Origin of the sequence: Methylobacterium sp. WL103 (genome assembly GCF_008039885.1) — a bacterium.
GTDB classification, from domain to species: Bacteria; Pseudomonadota; Alphaproteobacteria; order Rhizobiales; family Beijerinckiaceae; genus Methylobacterium; species Methylobacterium cerastii.
Genome location: NZ_VRUX01000424.1, coordinates 1 through 3,736, shown reverse-complemented (window position 1 = coordinate 3,736; position 3,736 = coordinate 1). Strand labels below are relative to the sequence as shown.

The 3,736-nt window shown below is 70.2% G+C and carries 3 protein-coding genes; 2 read left to right on the top strand and 1 reads right to left on the bottom strand.

Annotation, left to right across the window (positions count from 1 at the left end):
- The first annotated feature begins 160 nt into the window (after positions 1 to 160).
- Positions 161 to 340, top strand: coding sequence for a NepR family anti-sigma factor (locus FV222_RS19820; RefSeq protein ID WP_147754839.1), 180 nt, complete (start codon positions 161 to 163; stop codon positions 338 to 340).
- A 142-nt stretch (positions 341 to 482) separates the two neighbouring features.
- On the opposite strand, the gene FV222_RS19815 is transcribed toward FV222_RS19820, so the two are convergent.
- The gene (locus FV222_RS19815) at positions 483 to 2,645 is read right to left on the bottom strand and encodes a molybdopterin oxidoreductase family protein (protein ID WP_147815454.1); all 2,163 of its coding nucleotides are present in this window, start codon (positions 2,643 to 2,645) and stop codon (positions 483 to 485) included.
- 185 nt (positions 2,646 to 2,830) lie between these two features.
- Here FV222_RS19815 and FV222_RS19810 point away from each other — a divergent pair.
- Positions 2,831 to 3,736 (top strand): ArgE/DapE family deacylase (locus FV222_RS19810; RefSeq protein ID WP_147815453.1); only part of this gene is annotated, 906 nt, incomplete at its 3' end.

Here is a 3,736-nt window from a genome sequence, read left to right as displayed (position 1 = left end):
GGTTCTGGGCGGGGGCGAGGCGTCGAACGGGTCTCATCCGGCAAACACGCCCCCGCCGCGGGCGGTTCCGATTCCGCGGCGTCGCCGCCCGCCGGTGACGGGCCCTTAACCAAGCTTTGCCATTCTCCCCGTATCGAACGTGCGTGAGGGTCGGGTGGTGATGGCGAAGCCGCAGATGTCCCGGCCGGGCGAGACGCCGCAGGCGCAGCCACCCCTGAACCCGAGCGTGCGCCGCCACCTCGGCCAGAACCTGCGCAACCTATACGCCGACACCCTCTCCGCCCCGGTGAGCGAACGCCTCGAAGCGCTGATCGCGCAGCTGGACCGGCCGAAGGGGTGAGCACGACTTAGGGGAGGGAGGCGGAGCCTGCGGTGCGAGCCGCCGCGTCGTCCGCTTCCCACACCGCGCCCACATCCGAGACCGTACGCCACGAGGACAAGCGCCCCGCGCGGCGCTTGCGCGTGCCGTCGGCTCGGCGCGGTCAGTTCGCCCGGGCGACCTCGACGAGGTTGTCCGAGAAGGACGGCGCGTGGCCCATGTCGGTGAAGGCGCCCGACGAGATGCTGTTGACCGTGCCCTCGTTGAGCTGGCGCCAGTAGCCCAGCGTCGCGACCACGATGCCCGCCTTCACGTCGTCGGTGATGCGGGCCACGCCCTTGAACGCGCCGCGGTCGTTGGCGACCTGCACCCGGTCGCCGTCCCGGATGCCGCGGGCGTCGGCGTCGGCTTGGCTGATCATCACGAACTGCTCGCCCTGGCCCTTCTGCTTGTCCTCCATGTTCGCGTAGCAGGAGTTCAGGAAGTAATGGCTCTTGGGCGAGACGATGTTGAGCGGGAAGCGCTTGGCGAGCTCCGGGTCGTTGGCGTGGGATTCCCGCGGGCCGAGGTAGTCGGGCAGCGGATCGAGCGCCTCGCCGGGCTGGAAGCTTTCGTACATCTGCCGGAACGGCGGGGCGACGAAGTTCGTGGCGCCCTCCACCTTCAGCATGCACTTGCCGGTCGGCGTCGGGAAGTTGCCCTCGCGGTGGGGCGCCCGGTCGTCCGGGGTGCCGACCTTCAGGCGGGCGAAGCCGTGCTCGCGCATGTACTGGAGGTCGATGCCCTCGCAGGCCGGGGCGTTCCAGTCGACGTAGTGCTCGAGGCACTCCGTGTCGGTCCACTTGAAGTTCTCTTCCTCGAAGCCGAGCCGGGCCGCGAGCCGGCGGAAGATATCGTTGTTCGGGATCGCCTCGCCGGGCGCGTCCGCGCACTTGGTGTTGTAGGTGAGATAAAGGTGGCCCCAGGAGAGGATCATGTCCTCCATCTCCGCGCCCATGGTCGCCGGGAGCAGGATGTCGGCGTAGGACGCGGTGTCGGAGATGAAGTGCTCGGCCGAGACCATGAACAGGTCCTCGCGCATCAGCCCCTCGACGATCTTGTCGGTCTCGGGCGCCTGCGTGACGGGGTTCGAGTTCCAGCACATCATCGATAGGATCGGCGGGTCGAGCTTCAGCTCGCCGGTGAGCGCGCGACCGATCTGCAGGTTCGAGACGACGCGGGTCCCCTCGGGGATCAGGTCGGGCCGGCACATCACGTCGAACTTGTAGGGGTGTTCCCAGACGCCGAACTGGGTGACGCCGCCGCCGACGTGGCGCCACGCGCCGGTCAGCGCGGGGATGCAGGTGACGGCGCGGATGGTCTGGCCGCCGCCGTAATGCCGCTCCAGCGCCACGCCCATGCGGATGCCGACCGGCTGCTCGGTCGCCATCTCGCGGGCGAGCGTGCGGATGTCTTCCGCCGAGACCCCGGTGATCGCGGCGGCCCATTCCGGCGTGCGGGTGCTCGCCCGCTCCTTCAGCTCCTCGAAGCCGACCGTGTGGTTGTCGACGTAGTCCTGGTCGACGAGGCCTTGGGCGATGATGGAATTGATCAGCGCCATGGCGAGCGCGCCGTCGGTGCCGGGCTTCGGCGCGATGTGCCAGTCGGCGGCTTTCGCGGTGCGCGAGGCGTAGGCGTCGATCACGACGACCTTGGCGCCCTTCTTCTGGGCGTCCTTGACGATGGCCCAATGGTGCAGGTTCGTGCTGACCGAGTTGCAGGCCCAGATCACGATGTACTTCGAGTGGATGTAGCTGTCCGGGTCGAGGCCCGCCGTCGGGCCGACGGTGAGGAGCCAGGCCGTGCACGAGCCCTCGCCGCAGAAGGTGCGCTCGGTGACGGTGGCGCCCATGCGGTTGAAGAAGGCGTCGCCGCCGTTCAGCCCGTGCACGAGGCCCTGGTTGCCGAGGTAGCTGTAGGGCGCGATGGCCTGCGGGCCGTGACTGTCGATGATCGCCTTCCAGCGCGTGACGATGGTGTCCAGCGCCTCGTCCCAGGTGATGCGCGCGAACTGCTTGGAGCCCTTCGGGCCGACCCGCTTCATCGGGTAGAGCAGCCGGTCGGGATGGTAGTGGCGCGTCTCGTAGTCCTTCAGCTTCACGCAGAGGGTGCCGCGGGTCATCGGGTGGTCGGGGTTGCCCCGCACGCCGAGCAGCTCGCCGTCACGCACCTCGAACAGCATCGAGCAGGTGTCCGGGCAGTCGTGCGGGCAGCCGCCGAAGAAGGTCTCGGTCAGGCTCTCGGCCTCGGCGACGATCAGGGAATCCGGCTTGACGATCTCGTTCATGGTTCCTCCACGGCCGGGCGTCCCGCTTTATTGTTCCAGCGAGCGGACCCGGTTCGCCCACAGGATGCACGCAAGTGCAAACAATTCCAATCTCCGTTCCCACCTGCGCCTCGGGGACCGCCTATGTCGCGGCGACCGGGCGGCGTAGGCTGGCCGCGCTCCGCCGCGAGACCGCAGGACTTCGCATGCCCCTCGATCCCGCCCTCGCCGACCGCATCGCGGCCTCCGTCGCGCACGGGTTCGCCGAGCAGGTCGCGCACACGCAGGCGCTGGTGAGGTTCGGCTCGACCCGCGGCGCCGAGCACGCGATCCAGGACTTCGTGCTCGGCGCGTTTCGCGCCCGCGGCTACGCGACCGAGCGGTTTGCCATCGACGCCGCCGCGATCGCGGGCCATCCCGGCGGGGCGAGGGTCGCGGACGGGCATTCCGAGGCGCCGATCGTGGCGGGCCTCCACCGGCCGCGGGGCGCGGGCGGACGCTCGCTGATCCTGCAGGCGCATGTCGACGTGGTGCCGCCCGGGCCCCTCGACCTGTGGACGCACCCGCCCTTCGATCCGGTGATCGACGGCGACTGGCTATACGGGCGCGGCGCCGCCGACATGAAGGCGGGGCATGCGGCCAACCTGTTCGCCCTCGACGCGCTGCGGCGGATCGGCCTGCAGCCCGCCGCCGCCGTGACGATCCTGTCGGTGGTCGAGGAGGAATCCACCGGCAACGGCGCGCTCGCGGCGCACCTGCACGGCTACCGCGCCGACGCGGTGCTGATCCCCGAGCCGATGGACGAGGCTCTGGTGCGGGCCAACACCGGCGTGCTGTGGTTCACGGTCGAGGTGCGCGGGCGGCCGGTGCATGTCCGCGCGATGGGCGCGGGCGCCAACGCCATCGACGCGACGTACCGGGTGATCGGCGCGTTGCGCGAACTCGAGGGGCGCTGGAACGCCGACCGGGCCGGCCGGCCGCACTTTTCGGACGTGGCGCACCCGATCAACCTCAACGTCGGCCGGATCGAGGGCGGCGACTGGAACTCGTCGGTGCCGGCCTGGTGCCGCGTCGGCTGCCGGATCGCGCTCTATCCCGGCACGCGCGCGGCG

Excerpts from the sequence above, each read along its gene's own strand:
- FV222_RS19815 (WP_147815454.1), bottom strand. The coding sequence starts at position 2,645 with ATGAACGAGATCGTCAAGCCGGATTCCCTGATCGTCGCCGAGGCCGAG.
- FV222_RS19820 (WP_147754839.1), top strand. The coding sequence starts at position 161 with ATGGCGAAGCCGCAGATGTCCCGGCCGGGCGAGACGCCGCAGGCGCAG.